Origin of the sequence: Mycolicibacter algericus DSM 45454, assembly GCF_002086455.1 — a bacterium.
In the GTDB taxonomy this organism is placed as follows: Bacteria; Actinomycetota; Actinomycetes; order Mycobacteriales; family Mycobacteriaceae; genus Mycobacterium; species Mycobacterium algericum.
In genome coordinates this window covers 92949-112382 of sequence record NZ_MVHC01000006.1, presented here as the reverse complement: position 1 = coordinate 112382, position 19434 = coordinate 92949, and the positions used below count along the sequence as shown (strand labels likewise).

Below are 19434 nucleotides of genomic sequence, written 5' to 3'. Positions count from 1 at the left end.
GCCGAACATCCGGCACCCGGCTGGCGCCGGATCCGAGCCGCGCGTGGTATGCCTGAAGGCGTGTCCGACGGCCTGTTCGACCTGACCGGCGCTCCGGCGCCCGAATCCTCCGGGCCCGGCGCTGGCACCCCCACGCCGTTGGCGGTGCGGATGCGCCCGGCCTCGCTCGACGAGGTGGTCGGCCAGGACCATCTGCTGGGCCCGGGTTCCCCGCTGCGCCGGCTGGTGGACGGTTCGGGTGCGGCGTCGGTCATCCTCTACGGACCCCCCGGTACCGGCAAGACCACGCTGGCCTCGTTGATCTCCGGGGCCACCGGCCGCCGCTTCGAGGCGCTGTCGGCGCTGAGCGCCGGGGTCAAAGAGGTACGCGCCGTCATCGACACCGCCCGACGCGCGGCGGCCTACGGCGAGCAGACCGTGCTGTTCATCGATGAGGTGCACCGGTTCTCCAAGACCCAGCAGGACGCACTGCTGGCCGCCGTCGAGAACCGGGTGGTGCTGCTGGTGGCCGCCACCACCGAGAACCCGTCGTTCTCGGTGGTCGCCCCGCTGCTGAGCAGGTCGCTGATCCTGCAACTGCGCCCCTTGGGCCCCGAGGACATCGCCGCCGTGGTGGGCCGCGCCATCGCCGATGAGCGCGGGCTGGGCGGGCGGGTCGAGGTGGCGCCCGAGGCCGTCGACCTGCTGGTGCGGCTGGCCGCCGGGGACGCCCGCCGTGCCCTGACCGCTCTGGAGGTTGCCGCTGAAGGGGTGGCTGAGGGCCACCAGGTCACCGTCGAAACTGTGGAAGCCTCCCTGGACCAGGCTGCGGTGCGCTACGACCGCGACGGCGACCAGCACTACGACGTGATCAGCGCGTTCATCAAGAGCGTGCGCGGCTCCGACGTCGATGCCGCGCTGCACTACCTGGCCCGGATGCTGACCGCGGGGGAGGATCCGCGGTTCATCGCCCGGCGGCTGATGATCCTGGCCAGCGAGGACATCGGGATGGCCGACCCGACCGCGCTGCCCACCGCGGTCGCCGCCGCGCAGACCGTGGCGCTGATCGGCATGCCCGAAGCTCAGCTCACGCTCGCGCATGCCACCGTGCACCTGGCGACGGCGCCGAAATCCAACGCGGTGACCACCGCGCTGGGTGCGGCGATGGCCGATATCAAAGCCGGTAAGGCCGGGGCGGTGCCCGCGCACCTGCGCGACGGGCACTATTCGGGGGCGCAGGCGCTGGGCAACGCGGTCGGCTACCGCTACGCCCACGACCACCCTGATGGTGTTGTGCCACAACAGTATCCGCCCGATGATCTGGTCGGCGCCGACTACTACCAGCCCACTGCGCGGGGCGTCGAGCGCGAGATCGGCGGGCGCCTACAGAAGTTGCGGGCGATCATTCGCCGCCGGGGCTGAGCCCGCGGCGACCGGCGCCGGCCCGCCACGGTGGATGGCCGGCAAACACGCGGTGTCAGCCGGCGGCGGTCTGGCCGAGCCAGTCGGCCAGCGAGCGCCCGGCGTCCAGGACGTGCCGCTCGGCGATGGCACGAGCCGCCTCGCCGTCGCGCTCGGCCAGTGCGGCGACCAGCTTCTGGTGATCCTCGAGTGAATGGTGTTCGTGCTCGGGAAACACCGTGAGGAAGTTGGTCGGCACCACCCGCGCGGCATGCCGGATCTGTATCAGCAGTTGCGGCGAGTGGGCGGCCCGGTGAATCTCCTGGTGGAACTGCCAGTTCGCGTCGCCGATGCGATCGGAGCCGCGTAGCGCTTCGACATCGGCGGCCAATGTCCGCAGGTGCGCGACGTCGTCGGGGGTGAGGCGCTCGGCGGCCCATGCTGCGGCCTGGCCGGTCAGCACGCCCAGGATGGTGAAGCTGTCCAGCACGTCCTCGGGGCGGATCCCGATCACCGTGACGCCGCTGCGGGGAGCGACCTGCACCAGCCCCTCGTAGGACAGCTCGAGCAGCGCCTCGCGAACGGGGGTGCGGCTGGTGGCGAACTCCGCGGTGATGGCGTCGAGGTCAAGGCGGGTGCCGGGGGCCAGCTCGCCGGTGAGGATCCGGTTGCGCAGCTCACGGGCGGCGCGCTCGCGCACCGTGCCCCCGATGTCGACATTGTTGGCCGTCACGGCAGGAATGGTACACATCACAAAATCTAAACGTTGATATCTGATATATCAGATGGTAGATATCAATCATGACTTCCCGAACCGACCAGATGGCGCTTGTCGCCTTCATGCAAGCCGGCAACGCCTCGGTGTACGCCGGGTCGTGGCGCCACCCCGCCACCGAACACGGCTATCTCGACGCCTCCTACTACGCCAAGATCGGCCGGCAGCTCGAGGAGGGCTGCTTCGATCTGATGTTCTTCGACGACCGACTGGCCATGCCGGCCATCTACGGCGGAGCGGTCGCCGACGCGGTGCGCTACGGGGCGCGGCCGGTGAAGCTGGATCTGTCGACCGTGCTCGGCGTGCTGGCTCAGGCCACCTCGCGGATCGGGTTGGGCGCGACGTACTCCACCACCTACTACGCGCCGTTTCACGTCGCACGCACCTTCGCCACCCTCGATCACCTGTCGGCGGGGCGCGCGGCGTGGAACGTGGTCACCTCCGTCAACGACGGCGAAGCGCAGAACCACGGCCTGACAAGTCATCTGAGCCACGACGAGCGCTACGACCGCGCCGACGAGTTCCTCGACGTGGTGGCCGGATTATGGGACACCTGGGAGGACGACGCGATCGTGGCCGACCGTGCCCGCGGTTTCTACGCCGACCCGGACAAGGTGCACGAGCTGCGGCACGAAGGCGAGTATTTCTCGGTGCGCGGTCCGCTGACCGTGCCGCGCACCCCGCAGGGCCGGCCGGTAATCATCCAGGCCGGCTCGTCCGGCAGGGGCCGCGAATTCGCCTCCCGCTGGGCGGATCTGATCTTCACCGGGGATCCGGGACTCGAGGTGGCCCGCAGTCACTACGCCGATCAGAAGCAGCGCATCGCCGACGCCGGACGCGACCCGGCCTCGGTGAAACTGTGCCCGATGGCCTACGCCGTGGTGGGCGAGTCCGAGGACCACGCCAAGCATCGCGAGCAGGTCTTCCTCAACGACCTGGTCGACCCGATGGCCTCGCTGACACTGCTTTCCGAGCTGATGAACTACGACTTCGCCCAGCACCACCTGGACGAACCGATCACCGACGACCTGATCACCTCGGTCTCGGGCATCCGCGGGCTGGTACAGAACCTGCGCGCCCACATCGGCGACGACATCACGCTGCGTGATCTGGCCGGGCACCGCGCCACCCTGCTGCAGGGCCCGCGCTTCGTCGGCACTGGAACCCAGGTCGCCGACCAGATGGAGGAGTGGTTCCACGGCGGCGCCTGTGACGGATTCGTGCTGGCGGCAACGCATTCACCGGGGGCCTATGAGGACGTGGTGCGCATGGTGGTCCCGGAGTTGCAGCGGCGCGGGCTGTTCCGCACCGAGTACCGCGGCGCCACATTGCGCGAGCACCTGGGTCTGGCCCGGCCGGGTCTGACCGCGGCATGATGCTGCACGGGATCCGGGTGCTCGACCTGGCGACACTGGCCGCGGCGCCGCTGGTGGCGACCTATCTCGGCGAATTCGGCGCCGACGTGATCAAGGTCGAGCAGCCCGGGTCCGGCGACCCGATCCGCGGTTGGGGCCACCAGCGCGACGGCGTCGGGCTGATGTGGAAGTCGGTGTCGCGCAACAAGCGATCGGTCACCGCCAACCTGCGGGTGCCCGAGGGACAGGAGCTGGTCCGCAAGCTGGTGGCGCATGCCGACGTGGTGATCGTCAACACCCGGCCGGCCACGCTGCGCGGCTGGGGGCTCGACTACGAGGCGCTGCGTGCGGTCAACGATCGCATCGTGATGCTGCACATCACCGGCTACGGCCTGTCCGGCCCGAAGAGCGAACGGCCCGGCTTCGGCACGCTCGGGGAGGCGATGAGCGGCTTCGCCAACATCACCGGCGAGGCCGGCGGGCCGCCCACCCTGCCGCCGTTCATGCTTGCCGACGGGGTGGCGTCGCTCAATGCCGCCTATGCGGTGATGATGGCGCTGTATCACCGTGACGTGCACGGGGCCGCCGGTCAGCTGATCGACGTCAACCTCATCGACCCGCTGGCCCGGCTGCTGGAGCAGACCCTGCTCGGCTACGACCAGCTCGGGTTGGTGCCCACGAGGGCCGGCAACCGCTGGGATATCTCCGCACCCCGCAACACCTACCGCACCAAAGACGGTCGCTGGCTGGCGATGTCGGGCAGCTCACCGGCGTTGGCGCTGCGGGTGTTCCGGGCGATCGGGCGCGCCGATCTGGTCGATGACGCCGACTTCTCTGATCCGCAGCGCCGGCTGGCCCGGGCCCACGAAGTCGACCGGGTGGTCGCCGACTGGGTGGCGACCAAGACCCTGGACGAGGCCATGGGCGTCTTCGACACCGAACAGGTTGCGGCCGCCGCGGTCTACGACATCACCGACCTGGTCGCCGACGAGCAGCTTGCCCACCGCGCGGTGTTCGTCAAGGTGGGCGACGACGAACTCGGCGCCATGACCGTCCAGGCCCCGGTGCCGCGGTTCTCCGACACCGAAGGTCGCGTCGAGCACCTCGGGCCGCAACTGGGCGAGCACAACGCCGAGGTCTATCGCGAACTCCTCGACCTGAGTCCATCCGACATCGACGGCCTGCACGCCCGCGGCGTGCTGTAATTCCCAATCGCAAGGAGACAAATTCATGCTGTTGCGTCGTTCCGAACTGGCCGTGCCGGCCGCCAACGACAACATGTTCGCCAAGGCTGCGGCCTCGGATGCCGACCTGGTTTTCCTGGACCTGGAGGATGCCACCGCGCCCGCCCACAAGGTAGCCGCCCGGGCCAAGGTGATCACCGCCCTCAACGAACTGGACTGGGGGCGCACCGCGCGAGCCATCCGCATCAACGGCCTGGACACCGTGTGGTGCCACGACGACATCATCGAGGTCGTCACCGCCGCCGGACGCAACCTCGACACCATCGTGGTGCCCAAGGCCTGCACCGCCCGCGACGTGTGGTGGGTGGATCTGCTGCTCACCCAGCTGGAGGCGAAACTCGGCCTCGAGCGCAAGATCCGCCTCGAAGTGCTCATCGAGGAGGTCGAGGGGCTGGCCAACGCCGAGCAGATTGCCACGGCCAGCCCACGGATCGACGCGCTGATCTTCGGCGTCGGCGACTTCTCACTGTCGCAGGGTGCCCGGGTGGACACCAACTTCGTCCCGCTGGGCGACTACCCCGGTGACTTCTGGCACTACGCCCGCAACAAGGTGCTGGTCGCCGCCCGCATCGCCGGCATCGAGGCGATCGACTCGCCCTACCCGGACTACGCCGACCTGGCCGGTTACGAAACCGAGGCCCGCCGGTCCTCGCTGTACGGCTACACCGGCAAGTGGGCGATCCACCCCGATCAGATTGCGGTGGCCAACGCCGTTTTTGCGCCCACCGCCGACGAGATCGCGTTGGCCGAACGCAACATGGCCGCCTACCGCGAGGCCGAGGCCAGGGGACTGGGCGCGGTCGGCGTCGAAGGCGTGCTCATTGATGCCGCGCACGTGAAGATGGCGCAGCGGACCTTGGATCGGGTCGCGCTCATCAACGGCGGCTCGCCGGCCTGAACGCGCCCGTAACCTGGAGGGCATGAACACCGAAGTGCTCGACGTCGACACCTCCCGGCGCCGCACCGTGGACCTCACCGACCAGGTGCGGTCGTTCTGCGCCGGGCACGGTGACGGGTTGTGCAACGTGTTCGTGCCGCACGCGACGGCCGGGGTGGCGATCATCGAGACCGGGGCCGGCTCCGACGCCGACCTCGTCGACACCCTGGAGCGGCTGCTGCCACGCGATGACCGCTACCGGCACGCCCACGGGTCGCCGGGGCACGGCGCCGACCATGTCATGCCGGCGATCGTCGCGCCCTCCATCACGGTGCCGGTGGCCGGCGGCGAGCCACTGCTCGGTGTCTGGCAGTCGGTGGTGCTGGTCGACCTCAACCGGGACAACCCGCGACGGTCGGTGCGGCTGAGTTTCCTCAACAGCGCCTGAACCCGCACCCTCTTGGCGTCAAGACGGTGACCGGCAGACCGGTACTGTAGGGCCGTCCAATAGGTGCGACAACGGCGGGAAAGCGACTTTAGAGTGCAGACACACGAGATCAGGAAACGCTTCCTCGATCACTTCGTGAAGGCGGGCCACACCGAGGTGCCCAGCGCTTCGGTCATCCTCGATGACCCCAACCTGCTGTTCATCAACGCCGGCATGGTGCAGTTCGTGCCCTACTTCCTGGGGCAGCAGACCCCGCCCTATGCCACCGCCACCAGCATCCAGAAATGCATCCGCACCCCGGACATCGACGAGGTGGGTATCACCACCCGGCACAACACCTTCTTTCAGATGGCCGGCAACTTCTCGTTCGGTGACTACTTCAAGCGCGGGGCGATCGAGCTGGCCTGGACGCTGCTGACGAACAGCGTCGAGCAGGGCGGCTACGGCCTGGACCCGGAACGGATCTGGGCCACGGTCTACTTCGACGACGACGAGGCCATGGAACTGTGGCAGGAGATCGCCGGGTTGCCGGCCGAGCGGATTCAGCGCCGCGGGATGGCCGACAACTACTGGTCGATGGGCATTCCCGGGCCCTGCGGCCCGTCATCGGAGATCTACTTCGACCGCGGCCCCGAGTTCGGTGTCGGCGGCGGCCCCATCGCCAACGAGGACCGCTACATCGAGATCTGGAACCTGGTGTTCATGCAGAACGAGCGCGGCGAGGGCACCGGCAAGGAGGACTTCGAAATCCTGGGGCCCTTGCCGCGCAAGAACATCGACACCGGGATGGGTGTCGAGCGGGTCGCGTTTCTGCTGCAGGGTGTGCACAACGTCTATGAGACCGACCTGCTGCGGCCGGTCATCGATGTGGTCGCCGAGCGCGCCCCGCGCCCCTACGGAAACCCCGACGCGCCCCAAGATGACGTGCGCTACCGGGTCATCGCCGACCACTCCCGCACCGCGGCGATCCTGATCGGCGACGGGGTGAGTCCGGGCAACGACGGCCGCGGCTACGTGCTGCGCCGCCTGTTGCGCCGGGTGATCCGCTCGGCCAAGCTGCTGGGCATCGAAGGCCCCATCGTGGGGGAGCTGATGGTGACCGTTCGCGACGCGATGGGGCCGTCCTATCCCGAACTGGTCACCGACTTCGACCGGATCAGCCGCATCGCCGTCGCCGAGGAGACCGCGTTCAACCGCACCCTGGCTTCAGGGTCACGGTTGTTCGACGACGCCGCACAGGCCACCAAGTCCTCCGGAACCACCGTGCTGTCGGGCACCGACGCCTTCACCCTGCACGACACCTACGGTTTCCCGATCGAGCTGACCCTGGAGATGGCGGCCGAGGCCGGCCTGACCGTCGATGAGATCGGTTTCCGGGAACTGATGGCCCAGCAGCGAGCCCGCGCCAAGGCCGACGCTGCGGCCCGCAAGCACGCCCACGCCGACCTGAGTGCCTACCGCGAACTGGTCGACGCCGGACCGACCGAGTTCACCGGCTTCGAGGAGTTGAGCTCGGAGGCAAGGATTCTCGGGATCTTCGTGGACGGCAAGCGGGTGCCCGTGGTGGCGCGCGCGGGCCGCGGCGAGGTGCCGGACCGGGTCGAGTTGGTGCTGGACCGCACGCCGCTGTACGCCGAGTCGGGCGGGCAGATCGCCGACGTCGGCACGATCAGCGGCGGGGCGGCCAAGGCCGCCGTCACCGATGTGCAGAAGATCGCCCAAACGCTGTTCGTGCACCGGGTCAACGTGGAGTCCGGCGAGTTCGTGGAGGGTGACACCGTCACCGCCGCCGTGGATCCGGCCTGGCGCAAGGGCGCCACCCAGGGCCACTCCGGCACCCACATGGTGCATGCCGCGTTGCGGCAAGTGTTGGGTCCCAACGCCGTTCAGGCCGGCTCGTTGAACCGGCCGGGCTATCTACGGTTCGACTTCAACTGGCAGGGCCCACTGAGCGACGAGCAGCGCCGGGAAGTCGAAGAGGTGACCAACGAGGCGGTGCAGGCCGACTTCGAGGTGCACACCTTCAACGAAGACCTCGAGAAGGCCAAGGCGATGGGCGCCATGGCGATGTTCGGCGAGAAATACCCCGATCGGGTGCGGGTCGTCGAGATCGGCGGGCCGTTCTCGCTGGAGTTGTGCGGCGGCACCCACGTGCACAACTCGGCGCAGATCGGCCCGGTGACCCTGCTCGGCGAATCGTCGGTCGGATCCGGGGTGCGCCGGGTCGAGGCCTACGTCGGGCTGGACTCGTTCCGCCACCTGGCCAAGGAGCGGGCGCTGATGGCCGGCCTGGCGTCTTCGCTCAAGGTGCCGTCCGAGGAGGTACCCGCCCGGGTGGCAAACCTGGTGGAGCGACTGCGGGCCGCCGAGAAGGAACTCGAGCGCGCCCGGTTGGCCGGTGCACGCGCAGCTGCCTTAAATGCCGCCAGCGGTGCTGAGCGAGTCGGTAACGTGCGCCTGGTGGCGCAGCGAATGTCCGGTGGTATCGGCGGTGGCGATCTGCGTTCGATGGCCGGCGACATCCGCGGCAAACTCGGCGAGGAGCCCGCGGTGGTGGTGTTGATCGCCGACCCTGCCGCGGATTCGCCGGGCAGCGTGCCCTATGTGGTCGCCACCAACAGCGCCGCACAGGAACTCGGGCTGCGTGCCGATGATCTGGTCAAAGACCTGGCGGCCGCGGTGGCCGGCCGGGGCGGCGGCAAAGCCGACCTGGCGCAGGGCTCCGGCAAGGACTCGGCCGGCATCGACGCCGCCCTGGCGGCGGTCCGCTCGGCGGTCGCCCGGAGCGCGCCGGCGTGACCTTCCCCCACCATCGCACCCCGGACCGGCCCGGCGGGCCGGATGATCCCGGCCGCGGACGACGGCTCGGGGTGGATGTGGGCAGCGTGCGCATCGGGGTGTCGTGCAGTGACCCCGATGGCCTGTTGGCGACGCCGGTGGAGACCGTCCGCCGGCATCCCTCCGGGTCACACCTGCGCCGGCTGGCCGGCCTGGTCGACGAACTCGACGTGGTCGAAGTGGTCGTCGGGTTGCCCCGGACCCTGGCCGACCGGACGGGAGCGGCCGCCGCGGATGCCATCGCGGTGGCCGACGACCTGGCCCGGATGCTGGCCAAGTGGGATCGGCGGGTCCCGGTGCGACTGGCCGACGAACGCCTGAGCACCGTCAGCGCGGCCCGGGCCCTGCAGGCGGCCGGTGTACGGTCCAAGCGTCAGCGCTCGGTGATCGATCAGGCCGCAGCGGTGACCATCCTGCAGAGCTGGCTCGACCAGCGCCGGACATCGGGCATGGCGGCCCCGGCGACGGAGGACAACGGTGTCTGACGACTATTCCGCCGCCAAGGCCAAACCCGTGGCGGTCGGGCCGCCGCGCCGCCGGATGAGCCGGACCGAGCGCGCCCGCGACCACCGGCAGCGACGGCGGCGGAACCGGCGCCGGCGGGTGGTCGGCGCCGTGCGCGTCGCGCTGGTCACCATGATGCTCATCGCCGCGGTGTTCCTCGGCTCCAAGCTGTGGCACTCACGCGGCCCCGTGGTCGACTACACCGGCGAGGGCGGCCAGCAGGTGCTGATCGAGGTGCACGAGGGCGACTTCACCACCGCTATCGCCGAAACCATGCTGGGCGCCGGTGTGATCGCCAATGTCAAAACGTTCCTCGACGCCGCGCAGGGCAACGCCGCCATCGCGGCGATCCAGCCCGGCTTCTACCGGTTGCGGGCCGAGATCCCTGCCGTTACCGCGGTACAGCAGCTCACCGACCCGGCGAACCGGGTGGGCAAGCTGGTGATCCCGGAGGGTCGCCAACTCGACGACACCACCGACATGAAGACCAACGCCGTGACACCGGGAGTGTTCACGCTCATCGCTCAGGCCAGCTGTCTGGATCTCAACGGCGATCGCCACTGCCTCACGCCGCAGGAGTTGCGGCGGGCCGCGGAGACGGAGACGCCGGAGGCGCTGTCGGTGCCGGACTGGGCCTTTGGGCCGGTGACCAGGATGGGCCGCGACCACCGCCGCATCGAGGGGCTGATCACGGCGGGCACCTGGAACGTCGACCCGACCGCGCCGGCACCGGTCGTGCTGTCGAAGGTGATCGGCCAGAGCGCCGCGGAGTTGGCCAAGACCGGACTGCCCGCCATCGCCGAGCAATTGGGTATGACCCCCTACGAGCTGTTGATCGTGGCCTCGCTGGTGCAACGCGAAGCCCTGCCGCACGACTTCGCCAAGGTGGCCCGGGTCATCGACAACCGCCTCAACGAGCCCCAGCGCCTGGAGTTCGACTCGACGGTCAACTATCCGCTGGACCGCCAGGAGGTGGCCACCACCGACGCCGACCGGGCCAAGCTGACACCGTGGAACACCTACGCCGCCGAGGGACTGCCGGCCACCCCGATCTGTTCACCGGGAGTGGAGGCCCTGCGAGCCGCCGAGCACCCGGAACCGGGCGACTGGCTGTACTTCGTCACGATCGACAAGGACGGCACCACCTTGTTCACCCACAACTATCAGCAGCACTTGAACAACATCGAGATGGCTCTGGGCAACGGTGTCCTCGACAGCTCCCGCTGACCCGCGGCCACGCAAGGCGGCCGTGCTGGGATCGCCGATCGCGCACTCCCGGTCGCCGCAACTGCACCTGGCGGCCTACCGGGCGTTGGGGCTGCGGGGATGGACGTATGACCGCATCGAGTGCGACGCCGAGCGGTTGCCGGCGCTGGTATCGGGACTCGGGCCAGAATGGGTCGGCGTGTCGGTGACCATGCCGGGCAAATTCGCCGCGCTGGCCTTCGCCGACGAGCGCACGCCGCGCGCCGAGCGGATCGGCTCGGCCAACACCCTGGTTCGCATCCCGACCGGCTGGCTGGCCGACAACACCGACGTCGACGGGGTCAGCGGGGCGCTGGGATCGGTCGGACAGGTTTACCGGGAGGCGATCGTGCTGGGGTCGGGCGGTACCGCCCCGGCCGCCGTGGTGGCGTTGACCGACCTCGGGGTCAGCGGTATCACGGTGGCCGCCCGCAACCCCGACAACGCCGCGCGGCTGGTGGCGCTGGCGACCCAAGTCGGTGTGCCGGCACGCTATTGCGCACTCGACGAGGCCGGGCTGGCCGAGGCCGCCGCGTCGGCATCGGTGACGGTCAGCACCCTGCCTGCCGAGGTCGCAGCCCGGTACGCGCCGGTGCTGGCCGGGGTGCCGGTGCTGCTGGACGCGATCTATGACCCGTGGCCGACACCGCTGGCGGCGGCGGTCACCGCGGCGGGTGGAACCGTGATCAGCGGCCTGCAGATGCTGCTGCACCAGGCGTTCACCCAAGTCGAGCTCTTCACCGGCCGGCCCGCGCCCCGGGCGGCGATGACTTGCGTGATCGCCGACCCGGCCTGAGCATGGCGCCGTGGAGCAGGCGGCGGCGGTTGTGGTGCTGGTGTGGCTGGCACTGCTGAGCGGCTATGACATCGCAGCGCGCCGGTTGCCGAACTGGCTGACGCTGCCCGCGGCGGTGCTGGTGCCGGCTGTGGCGGCCGGGGCCGGGCGGGGATCCGCGGCGCTGGCCGGGGCGGCGGCGCTGGCGCTGGTCTACCTGGCCGTGCATCTGATCTCCCCGGCCGGGCTGGGCGCCGGTGACGTCAAACTCGCCGTCGGGCTCGGCGCACTGACCGGTTCCTTCGGCGCCGACGTGTGGTTGCTGGCGGCGTTGTCCGCACCGCTGTTGACCGGGTTGTGCGGACTGATCGCCGCGTGCGCACGCCGGGGACCGACCGTTCCGCATGGGCCATCGATGTGCCTGGCCAGCGCGGTGGCGGCGGGCCTGGGAATGTTCTGAGGACGCCGTAGCGGGGCGAAATGGCGAGGTGGCCGACGTTGCGGGAGCGAGAGCGAACACAAATTAACGCCGTGGTTAGCCTTGACAGGAAACGTTTGCCCCTCAGCCCATTATTAGGTAATATCGGAGTTCTGAATTGTGCTGATCGGGAAGTGACGCTGATCTGGCCTGACCATGAGGGGGTGGTGACCGTGAAGCGAGCAGTAATCGGGGGCGTGGCCGCTGCCGCGGTCATCGTCGGCGGCACCGTGCTGGCCACCAATATGGCTTCACCGTCCCTGCCCGACGTGCAGGTTCCGGCGGTGGCGCTGTCCAGCGCCGAAGGAACCGACGCCACCGTACAGTGGCTGGACCTGTTCGCGCAGACTTCCGCCGCCAATGCCGACGCGTTCGGCGGGTATCTGCTGGACCCGACCTCGGCGGTTCCGCCCGGCGAATCTCCGCTGGTGCTGATCGACCCGGAGACCTCCGCCGAGGACTTCGACCGGATCCTCGACGGCGTGGTCGGCAACGTGGGCAGCCAGCTCAATGCGGTGACCTCGCCCAGCAACGGGCCCGACGCGGTCACCTACCTGATCCTCAAGAACGGTTCCTGACCCCCTTCCGGGTGACGAGCCGGGGCGATGCCCCGGCCGTCGCTGCGTTGAGCCGGCGGTGTGCCGAACCGTAGAATCCGCCAAGCCCGGGCACCCAGCACCGGCATGGGAAGATGGGACACGTGTTGCGTTGGATAACCGCCGGGGAATCGCACGGTCGCGCGCTGGTCGCCGTGGTCGAGGGCATGGTCGCCGGAGTGGCCGTCACCTCGGCTGACATCTCGACCCAGTTGGCCCGCCGCCGCCTCGGCTACGGCCGTGGCGCTCGGATGAAGTTCGAGGCCGACGCCGTCACCGTGCTGTCCGGGGTCCGGCACGGTGTCACCTTGGGCGGCCCGATCGCCGTGGAGATCGGCAACACCGAGTGGCCCAAGTGGGAGACGGTGATGTCGACCGACCCGGTCGACCCGGCGGTACTCGACAGCGAGGGCGGTGCTCGCAACGCGCCACTGACCCGCCCTCGACCCGGCCACGCCGACTACGCCGGCATGCTCAAATACGGCTTCGACGACGCCCGCCCGGTGCTGGAGCGGGCCAGCGCGCGCGAGACGGCCGCCCGGGTCACCGCCGGAACGATCGCGCGGGCGTTCCTGGACCAGGCGCTGGGCGTGCAGGTGATCTCCCACGTGATCTCGATCGGCGCGTCCGACCCCTACGACGGTCCGGTGCCGCAGCCCGAGGATCTGGCCGCCATCGACGCCAGCCCGGTCCGTGCTTACGACCGGCAGGCACAGGAATCCATGATCGCCGAGATCGAGGCGGCCAAGGCCGACGGCGACACGCTGGGGGGCGTGGTGGAAGTGGTGGTCTCAGGCCTGCCGATCGGCCTGGGGTCCTTTATCAGTGGCGACGATCGCCTGGATGGCCAACTGGCCGCGGCGATCATGGGCATCCAGGCCATCAAGGGTGTCGAAATCGGAGACGGTTTCACCACCGCCCGCCGGCGCGGCAGCGCCGCCCACGACGAGATGCACCCGGGCCCCGACGGTGTGGTTCGCTCCACCAACCGTGCCGGCGGGCTGGAGGGCGGCATGACCAACGGCCAGCCGCTGCGGGTGCGCGCGGCGATGAAGCCGATCTCCACCGTTCCGCGGGCACTGGCCACCGTCGACATGGCCACCGGCGACGAAGCGGTCGCGATCCATCAGCGCTCCGACGTGTGCGCCGTCCCGGCCGCGGGAGTGGTGGCCGAGGCCATGGTGGCGTTGGTGTTGGCCCGCGCGGCGCTGGCCAAATTCGGCGGCGACTCGCTGACCGAAACCCGGCGCAACATCGAGGCATACCGGCGTTCGGTGGCCGAACGCGGGTCGGTGGGCGGCCAGGCCCGGGCATCGGGGTAGGCGTGACGCCCAGAGCGGTTCTGGTGGGATTGCCCGGCGCGGGCAAATCCACCATCGGACGGCGCCTGGCCAAGGCGCTCGGCGTCGAGATGCTCGATACCGACGCCGCCATCGAGGCCCGCGCCGGGCGGAGCATCGCCGACATCTTCGCCACCGACGGCGAACAGGAGTTCCGCCGTATCGAGGAGGAAGTCGTGCGCGCGGCGCTGGCGGATCACGACGGGGTGCTGTCACTGGGCGGGGGAGCGGTCACCAGCCCCGGGGTGCGCGAAGCACTGGCCGGGCATACCGTGGTGTTCCTCGAGATCAGCGCCGCCGAGGGAGTCCGGCGCACCGGCGGCAGCACGGTACGGCCGCTGCTGGCCGGGCCGGGCCGGGCCGAGAAGTTCCGCGAGTTGATGGCGCAACGAGTGCCGCTCTACCGGCGCCTCGCCACGATCCGGGTCAACACCAACCGGCGAAATCCGGGCGCGGTGGTGCGCTATATCGTGTCCCGGCTGGAGGCGACCGCGCCGGGCGGCAAGGCCACCCGGCCTGCCCGGGTACAGCCACCGGCGGCGCCCACCGGCTCACCGCCCACCCCGGCCACGCTGGCCGCACGACAGACCGGAGGACGCAAGTGACCCAGATTCCCGAGCCGATCACCGTGACGGTGGCCACCGACCCGCCGTACCCGGTGGTGATCGGCAAAGGCTTGCTCGGTGATCTCGCCGATCTGCTCGCCGGCCGCAACAAGGTCGCGATCCTGCATCAGCCGACGCTGGAGCAGACCGCCGAGGGGATCCGAACGTACCTGTCCGACAAGGGTATCGAGGCGCATCGCATCGAGATCCCCGATGCCGAGGACGGCAAGTCGCTGCAGGTGCTGGGCTTCATCTGGGACGTGCTGGGACGGATCGGGCTCGACCGCAGAGACGCCCTGGTGAGTCTGGGCGGAGGCGCCGCCACCGACGTGGCCGGTTTCGCGGCGGCCAGCTGGCTGCGCGGCGTCTCGATCGTGCATGTGCCCACCACACTGCTGGCGATGGTGGACGCCGCGGTCGGCGGCAAGACCGGCATCAACACCGAGGCCGGCAAGAACCTCGTCGGCGCGTTCCACCAGCCGGCGGCCGTCGTGGTCGATCTGGCCACCCTGGAGACGCTGCCGCAGCGCGAGATCGTCGCCGGTATGCCCGAGATCGTCAAAGCCGGTTTCATCGCCGATCCGGTGATCCTCGACCTCATCGAAGCCGACCCGAAGGCCGCTATGGACCCGGCCGGGGAGGTGCTGGGTGAGCTGATCCGGCGCGCGATCACCGTCAAGGCCGAAGTCGTCGCCGCCGACGAGCGGGAGTCGGGCCTGCGCGAGATCCTCAACTACGGCCACACCCTCGCGCACGCGATCGAGGCGCTGGAGCACTATCAGTGGCGCCACGGCGACGCGGTGTCGGTCGGACTGGTCTTCGCCGCGGAGCTGGCCCGCGTCACCGGGCGCCTCGACGACGAGACCGCCGACCGGCACCGCTCGATCCTGCAGTCGCTGGGCCTGCCGGTGAGCTACTACGAGAGCGCCCTGCCGGCGCTGCTGGAATACATGATGGGGGACAAGAAGAACCGGGCCGGCGTGTTGCGGTTCGTGGTGCTCGACGGCCTGGCCAAGCCGGGCCGGCTGGAGGGGCCTGACCCGATGCTGCTGGCCGCCGCCTACGACGAGGTGGGCCGGCGATTCCGATTGGAGCGACGGTGAACCGGATCAATGTCATCAACGGCCCCAACCTGGGGCGGTTGGGCCGGCGGGAGCCGGATGTCTACGGCGACACCAGCTATGAGGACCTGCAGGCGCTGATCGAGCGGGAGGCCGCCGCGCTGGGTGTGCAGGCCGTGGTGCGCCAGAGCGACAGCGAAGCGCAGCTGCTGGGCTGGATTCACGCCGCCGCCGACGCCGCCGAGCCGGTGATCCTCAACGCCGGTGGTCTGACCCACACCTCGGTGGCGCTACGCGACGCCTGCGCCGAACTGCGGGCACCGCTGATCGAACTACATATCTCCAATGTTCATGCCCGCGAAGACTTTCGACGCCATTCCTACTTGAGTCCGGTCGCCAGCGGCGTGATCGTGGGATTCGGTGTGCGCGGCTATCTGCTGGCGCTGCGCTACTTGGCCGAGTCGTCGGACTGAGCTGACGGGCCGCCCTCGTCGACCGCCGGGATCTCGGTGGTGGCGTCGGCCTGGTCTTCAACGGCCGGGAACTCCTCGGTGGTGAAACCCGCGGCGGGGCCGGCCAATGTCGCGCCGGCGTCGGCCTGGGTGGCAGGAGCGTCGGCTTGCGGTGCGGCGGTGTCGGCGCGGGGCGCGGCCTCGGTCTGGATGGTGTCGGTCTGCTCGGCGGCCACGGCGGGGGCACCGACGGTGGCGAACACGTCCGTCGGGGCAGCCTCGCCCTGGGCGGCCAGGCCGTGGTGGCGGTGCGGCGCCTTCTCGTACTCCTTGTCGACGCGACGGCGTCCCACGGTGACGGCGGCCACCGCCGTGACGAACACCAGCAGCGCGGTGAAGGCCGCGAAGCTGGTCAGCTCGTTGAACAGCGAGCTGACGTAGAGCGCCTTGTCGACCAGCCCGATGATCCACGACACCAGGCCGCTCACCAGCCCGGCGACCAGCCCGGCACCCAGCCAGGTCATGGCGAGGTCGTCGCGCCGGTCCGGGTCGGGGTTCGCGCGGGCGTCGGCGCGGCCATCGGAATAGCCCCACACCACCACGGCGATCGCGAACAAGATCATCAGGATCAGGCTGATCAGGCCGGCCTGGGCCTCGAAGGCGTTGATCAACACCCCCTGGATCATGCGGATGACGACCATCAGCGCTGCGAAGACCAACCCGCGAAGAAACCACTTGCTCATGGGGGCACAGCGTAGCGAGTACCGTCACACCGCGTGACACATTCCTCCCGTCGGCTACGTCTGAGCGCCGCGATCGATGCGGCCGGTTTGGACGCGATGCTGGTCACAGACTTGATCAACGTGCGGTACCTGTCCGGATTCACCGGCTCGGCCGGTGCTCTGCTGGTCTACGCCGACCAGCGGCCCGCGCTGCTGGCGACCGACGGCCGCTACCGCACTCAAGCCGCTCGGCAGGCCCCCGACCTACCGGCTGCGATCGAGCGCGCCGGGGCGAGTCACCTGGTCGGGCAGGCTGCTGCGGCCGGTGTGGGCAGGCTGGGGTTCGAGGCGCACGTGGTCACCGTCGACGGCTTCGACACGCTGGCGGCGGCGCTGTGCGCCGCTGACGGCGCCGTCGCGGGTGCCGAACTGGTTCGGGCCTCGGGTGCGGTGGAGGCGCTGCGGGAGGTCAAGGACGCCGGCGAGGTGGCGCTGTTGCGGTTGGCCTGCGAGGCCGCCGACGCTGCGCTGAGCGCCCTGGTGGAGCGCGGGGGACTGCGGCCGGGCCGTACCGAACGCGAGGTCGCCCGGGACCTGGAGGCGTTGCTGCTCGACCACGGCGCCGACGCCGCCTCCTTCGAGACCATCGTGGCCGCCGGCCCGAATTCGGCGATACCGCACCATCGGCCGACCGAGGCGGTGCTGACGGCCGGTGATTTCGTCAAGATCGACTTCGGGGCGCTGGTGGCCGGCTACCACTCCGACATGACCCGCACCTTCGTGCTGGGCCCACCGGCCGACTGGCAGCAGGAGATCTATCAGGTGGTCGCGGCCGCCCAGCGCGCCGGCCGGGAGGCGCTGCGACCGGGTGCGGCGCTGCGTGACGTCGATGCGGCCGCGCGCGGGGTGATCGCCGACGCCGGGTACGGCAAGACCTTCGGGCACGGCCTGGGCCACGGGGTCGGGCTGCGGATTCATGAAGCGCCGGGAATCAATGCGACGGCCGACGGTACACTGCTTGCCGGTGCTGTGGTGACCGTGGAGCCCGGCGTCTATCTGGCCGATCGTGGCGGCGTCCGCATCGAGGACACGCTCGTGGTCGGCGGTGACTCACCCGCAGCCGCGGGGACGCACCCGGAATTGCTGACTCGGTTCCCCAAGGAACTGACCACCCTCTAGGAGACGTAGGAAACGTGGCCTCAACTGCCGACTTCAAGAACGGACTGGTGCTGGTGATCGACGGCCAGCTCTGGCAGATCGTCGAATTCCAGCACGTCAAGCCGGGCAAGGGGCCGGCCTTCGTGCGCACCAAGCTCAAGAACGTGGTGTCGGGCAAGGTGGTCGACAAGACCTACAACGCCGGGGTGAAGGTCGAGACCGCCACCGTCGACCGCCGGGACGCCACCTTCCTGTACCGCGACGGCGCCGACTTCGTTTTCATGGACAGCGCCGACTACGAGCAGCACCCGCTGCCCGAGGCGATGGTCGGCGACTCGGCGAACTATCTCCTGGAGAGCATGCCGGTGCAGATCGCCTTCCATAACGGGGTGCCGCTGTACCTGGAGATGCCGGTCAGCGTCGAGTTGGAGGTCACTCACACCGAGCCGGGCCTGCAGGGCGACCGCTCCAGTGCGGGAACCAAGCCGGCCACCATGGAGACCGGCGCCCAGATCAACGTTCCGCTGTTCATCAACACCGGAGACAAGCTGAAGGTCGACACCCGCGACGGCAGCTACCTGGGCCGGGTCAACTCCTGACCATGCCGGAGGGTGGGGAGGCCAAGTCGCCGCGACCCGCGAGGCCCGTCAGAGGACGGCATCAGGCACGCAAGCGCGCGGTGGATCTACTGTTCGAGTCCGAAGCCCGTGGGCTGACTCCGGCGCAGGGCGCCGAGCTGCGGACGGCGCTGGCCAGCGAGCAACCCGACGTGGCAGCACTGCACCCGTACACGGTCACCGTGGCACAGGGCGTGTCCACCCACAGCGCTCATATCGACGACCTGATCACCTCGCACCTGCAGGGCTGGAAGTTGGAGCGACTGCCGGCCGTCGACCGGGCGATCCTGCGGGTGGCGATCTGGGAGTTGCTGCACGCCGAGGACGTCCCGGAGCCGGTTGCCGTCGACGAGGCGGTGAAACTGGCCAAGGAGCTGTCCACCGATGACTCGCCCGGCTTCGTCAACGGCGTGCTGGGGCAGGTGATGCTGGTGACACCGCAACTGCGGGCGGCATCGCAGGCCGTCCGGGAAGCGGCTGCGCCGCCCGCGCCTGTCGCCACCGAGCCCGAGGCCGGCTCCGAGGAGTGACCGGTCTCAGTGCCGCGGCGGGCAACTGCCCTGCGGACCGCGCGCGACGCACCGGACGATCTCGCCGTCGCGGTCGTGCAGGCACCACAGGAAGAAGGCATCGCCGATCTTGTTGACGCCCTCGAACGGGCGGGCCGTCGCCTCGCCGTCACCGATGACGACCGACTCGTCCTGTGTTGCAGCGACGCAGTCCGCGGCCGAAAGACGTTCGCAGGCTTCCTCGGCGGTCTGCGCACCGGCCAGCGCGGCGGTGTAGGCGTCGATGTTGGCTATATCACCCACCCTTCCGACGCTACTCACCACGGCGCCGTTCTGACATGGCCTTTGGCTTCCGGATCGTAGGGCCTTAGACCCTTGCCAGCCGTGCACCGGCGGCGGCGAAAGCACCCCGCAGGCGCGCCGAACCGGCACACTGGCCCTATGAACTCACGCGG

General features: G+C 69.8%; 20 protein-coding genes and 1 pseudogene. 18 read left to right on the top strand and 3 right to left on the bottom strand.

Annotation, left to right across the window (positions count from 1 at the left end; genetic code table 11):
• Positions 1–48 precede the first annotated feature (48 nt).
• Positions 49–1401: a replication-associated recombination protein A gene (locus BST10_RS08370; protein WP_205277402.1), complete on the top strand. Its 1353-nt coding sequence runs from the start codon at positions 49–51 to the stop codon at positions 1399–1401.
• Positions 1402–1456: 55 nt separating this feature from the next.
• Here BST10_RS08370 and BST10_RS08365 read toward each other — a convergent pair whose 3' ends face one another.
• The gene (locus BST10_RS08365; protein ID WP_041318082.1) at positions 1457–2131 is read right to left on the bottom strand and encodes a GntR family transcriptional regulator; all 675 of its coding nucleotides are present in this window, start codon (positions 2129–2131) and stop codon (positions 1457–1459) included.
• Positions 2132–2181: 50 nt separating this feature from the next.
• Between BST10_RS08365 and BST10_RS08360 the strand changes: the two genes are divergently transcribed.
• The 14 genes and pseudogenes from BST10_RS08360 to aroQ all read left to right on the top strand — a co-directional run bounded on the left by BST10_RS08360 (position 2182) and on the right by aroQ (position 15994).
• Positions 2182–3531 (top strand): LLM class flavin-dependent oxidoreductase, encoded by a 1350-nt coding sequence (locus BST10_RS08360; protein ID WP_083037418.1) that lies wholly within the window; start codon positions 2182–2184, stop codon positions 3529–3531.
• Positions 3531–4715, top strand: a complete 1185-nt coding sequence (locus BST10_RS08355; protein WP_041319913.1) for a CaiB/BaiF CoA transferase family protein — start codon at positions 3531–3533, stop codon at positions 4713–4715. The genes BST10_RS08360 and BST10_RS08355 overlap by 1 nt, the downstream gene beginning before the upstream one ends.
• 25 nt (positions 4716–4740) lie before the next feature.
• Positions 4741–5652, top strand: a complete 912-nt coding sequence (locus tag BST10_RS08350) for an HpcH/HpaI aldolase/citrate lyase family protein (RefSeq protein WP_083037417.1) — start codon at positions 4741–4743, stop codon at positions 5650–5652.
• A gap of 22 nt (positions 5653–5674) precedes the next feature.
• Positions 5675–6079, top strand: coding sequence for a secondary thiamine-phosphate synthase enzyme YjbQ (locus BST10_RS08345; protein ID WP_013829273.1), 405 nt, complete (start codon positions 5675–5677; stop codon positions 6077–6079).
• A gap of 93 nt (positions 6080–6172) precedes the next feature.
• Positions 6173–8878, top strand: coding sequence for an alanine--tRNA ligase (alaS, locus tag BST10_RS08340; RefSeq protein ID WP_083037416.1), 2706 nt, complete (start codon positions 6173–6175; stop codon positions 8876–8878).
• Positions 8875–9402 carry a Holliday junction resolvase RuvX gene (gene ruvX, locus BST10_RS08335; RefSeq protein ID WP_041318079.1) on the top strand — a complete coding sequence of 176 codons (528 nt, stop codon included), beginning with the start codon at positions 8875–8877 and terminating at the stop codon, positions 9400–9402. Before alaS ends, ruvX begins: the two co-directional genes overlap by 4 nt.
• Positions 9395–10648 carry an endolytic transglycosylase MltG gene (locus BST10_RS08330; protein ID WP_083037415.1) on the top strand — a complete coding sequence of 418 codons (1254 nt, stop codon included), beginning with the start codon at positions 9395–9397 and terminating at the stop codon, positions 10646–10648. The genes ruvX and BST10_RS08330 overlap by 8 nt, the downstream gene beginning before the upstream one ends.
• Positions 10626–11462, top strand: coding sequence for a shikimate dehydrogenase (locus BST10_RS08325; RefSeq protein WP_083037414.1), 837 nt, complete (start codon positions 10626–10628; stop codon positions 11460–11462). The genes BST10_RS08330 and BST10_RS08325 overlap by 23 nt, the downstream gene beginning before the upstream one ends.
• Before the next feature lie 10 nt (positions 11463–11472).
• Complete coding sequence (locus tag BST10_RS08320; RefSeq protein WP_083037413.1) at positions 11473–11901, top strand: prepilin peptidase; 429 nt, start codon at positions 11473–11475, stop codon at positions 11899–11901.
• A gap of 191 nt (positions 11902–12092) precedes the next feature.
• The gene (locus tag BST10_RS08315) at positions 12093–12497 is read left to right on the top strand and encodes a hypothetical protein (protein WP_232062428.1); all 405 of its coding nucleotides are present in this window, start codon (positions 12093–12095) and stop codon (positions 12495–12497) included.
• Positions 12498–12610: 113 nt separating this feature from the next.
• On the top strand, positions 12611–13837 hold the full coding sequence (gene aroC / locus BST10_RS08310; RefSeq protein ID WP_193374388.1) for a chorismate synthase: 1227 nt from the start codon (positions 12611–12613) through the stop codon (positions 13835–13837).
• A gap of 2 nt (positions 13838–13839) precedes the next feature.
• A pseudogene (locus tag BST10_RS08305) lies at positions 13840–14367 on the top strand (shikimate kinase); the annotation flags it as partial.
• Between the two features lie 98 nt (positions 14368–14465).
• Positions 14466–15563: a 3-dehydroquinate synthase gene (aroB, locus tag BST10_RS08300; RefSeq protein WP_041319911.1), complete on the top strand. Its 1098-nt coding sequence runs from the start codon at positions 14466–14468 to the stop codon at positions 15561–15563.
• Entirely contained in the window at positions 15560–15994 is a 435-nt protein-coding gene (gene aroQ, locus BST10_RS08295) for a type II 3-dehydroquinate dehydratase (RefSeq protein WP_013829263.1), read from the top strand. The genes aroB and aroQ overlap by 4 nt, the downstream gene beginning before the upstream one ends.
• Here aroQ and BST10_RS08290 read toward each other — a convergent pair.
• Entirely contained in the window at positions 15970–16716 is a 747-nt protein-coding gene (locus BST10_RS08290) for a B-4DMT family transporter (protein WP_205277401.1), read from the bottom strand. The genes aroQ and BST10_RS08290 overlap by 25 nt on opposite strands.
• Positions 16717–16749: 33 nt before the next feature.
• Here BST10_RS08290 and BST10_RS08285 point away from each other — a divergent pair, with 33 nt between their 5' ends.
• From BST10_RS08285 to nusB, 3 genes are read left to right on the top strand one after another with little or no spacing between them, the layout of a single operon-like run.
• Positions 16750–17874: an aminopeptidase P family protein gene (locus BST10_RS08285; RefSeq protein ID WP_083037412.1), complete on the top strand. Its 1125-nt coding sequence runs from the start codon at positions 16750–16752 to the stop codon at positions 17872–17874.
• 14 nt (positions 17875–17888) lie between these two features.
• Entirely contained in the window at positions 17889–18452 is a 564-nt protein-coding gene (gene efp / locus BST10_RS08280) for an elongation factor P (RefSeq protein ID WP_013829260.1), read from the top strand.
• A gap of 2 nt (positions 18453–18454) precedes the next feature.
• Positions 18455–19000 (top strand): transcription antitermination factor NusB, encoded by a 546-nt coding sequence (nusB, locus tag BST10_RS08275; RefSeq protein ID WP_083037411.1) that lies wholly within the window; start codon positions 18455–18457, stop codon positions 18998–19000.
• A 6-nt stretch (positions 19001–19006) separates the two neighbouring features.
• Here nusB and BST10_RS08270 read toward each other — a convergent pair whose 3' ends face one another.
• Positions 19007–19282 carry a hypothetical protein gene (locus BST10_RS08270; protein WP_083037410.1) on the bottom strand — a complete coding sequence of 92 codons (276 nt, stop codon included), beginning with the start codon at positions 19280–19282 and terminating at the stop codon, positions 19007–19009.
• Between the last annotated feature and the right edge of the window lie 152 nt (positions 19283–19434).

What these genes read in the sequence shown, in the direction of transcription:
- BST10_RS08345 (WP_013829273.1), top strand. Translation starts at nt 5,675, where the DNA reads ATGAACACCGAAGTGCTCGACGTCGACACCTCCCGGCGCCGCACCGTG.
- BST10_RS08365 (WP_041318082.1), bottom strand. Translation starts at nt 2,131, where the DNA reads ATGTGTACCATTCCTGCCGTGACGGCCAACAATGTCGACATCGGGGGC.
- BST10_RS08355 (WP_041319913.1), top strand. Translation starts at nt 3,531, where the DNA reads ATGCTGCACGGGATCCGGGTGCTCGACCTGGCGACACTGGCCGCGGCG.
- BST10_RS08350 (WP_083037417.1), top strand. Translation starts at nt 4,741, where the DNA reads ATGCTGTTGCGTCGTTCCGAACTGGCCGTGCCGGCCGCCAACGACAAC.
- BST10_RS08360 (WP_083037418.1), top strand. Translation starts at nt 2,182, where the DNA reads ATGACTTCCCGAACCGACCAGATGGCGCTTGTCGCCTTCATGCAAGCC.
- aroC (WP_193374388.1), top strand. Translation starts at nt 12,611, where the DNA reads ATGGGACACGTGTTGCGTTGGATAACCGCCGGGGAATCGCACGGTCGC.
- BST10_RS08290 (WP_205277401.1), bottom strand. Translation starts at nt 16,716, where the DNA reads ATGAGCAAGTGGTTTCTTCGCGGGTTGGTCTTCGCAGCGCTGATGGTC.
- BST10_RS08370 (WP_205277402.1), top strand. Translation starts at nt 49, where the DNA reads ATGCCTGAAGGCGTGTCCGACGGCCTGTTCGACCTGACCGGCGCTCCG.
- nusB (WP_083037411.1), top strand. Translation starts at nt 18,455, where the DNA reads ATGCCGGAGGGTGGGGAGGCCAAGTCGCCGCGACCCGCGAGGCCCGTC.